The organism is Mycobacterium sp. PS03-16 (assembly GCF_004570325.1).
Taxonomy (GTDB): Bacteria; Actinomycetota; Actinomycetes; order Mycobacteriales; family Mycobacteriaceae; genus Mycobacterium.
On the sequence record NZ_SPQO01000087.1, the window covers coordinates 1 to 630 of the forward strand.

Annotated in this window: 1 protein-coding gene; it reads right to left on the reverse strand. The window is 69.8% G+C overall.

What is annotated here, in order from left to right; translation table 11 throughout:
• Window positions 1–630 (reverse strand): acyltransferase domain-containing protein (locus E4P42_RS26810; protein ID WP_135129654.1); only part of this gene is annotated, 630 nt, incomplete at both ends.

Sequence of the window (630 nt, forward strand, 5' to 3'; positions counted from 1 at the left end):
TGTCGTCGGTGTCACGAGCCAACGTGCCCACCGCATGGTGATGATGATCGCCGAGAGTATCGCCGATGGCGTGGACCAAAACCGGGTGCGGGCTCACCTCGACGAACAGGGTGTGCCCGTCGGCCGCGGCGGCGCTGACGGCCTGGTGCAGGCGCACCGGCCGGCGCACGTTGGCCACCCAATAGTCGGCGTCCAGACGCGGCGCCGATGTGGTGCCGTCGACGGTGGAGTAGAACCGGATGGACGGTGTCTGCGGCACCAGATCAGCCAGCGCGACACGGAGTTCGTCGAGGATCGGATCCATCAACGCCGTATGCGAGGCGACCTCCATGTTCACCCGACGCGCGAACCGCCCCGCCGCGGTCGCCGCCGCGAGCGCCCCGTCCACTGCGGCGGGCGGACCGGCGATCACGGTCTGCTCAGGTCCGAGGTGACCGGCGATGCTCACGCCGTCGAACCGGGCGATCAGCGCCGCGGTGGAGTCGGCGTCCAAGGTCACCATCGCCACCGCGCCCTGGCCGGCCAGCCGCGACATCAGCTGAGAACGGGTGGCGATCACCCGCAACCCCTCACGCACCGACAGAGCACCAGACACCACCGCCGCGGTCACCTCACCCATCGAATGCCCGA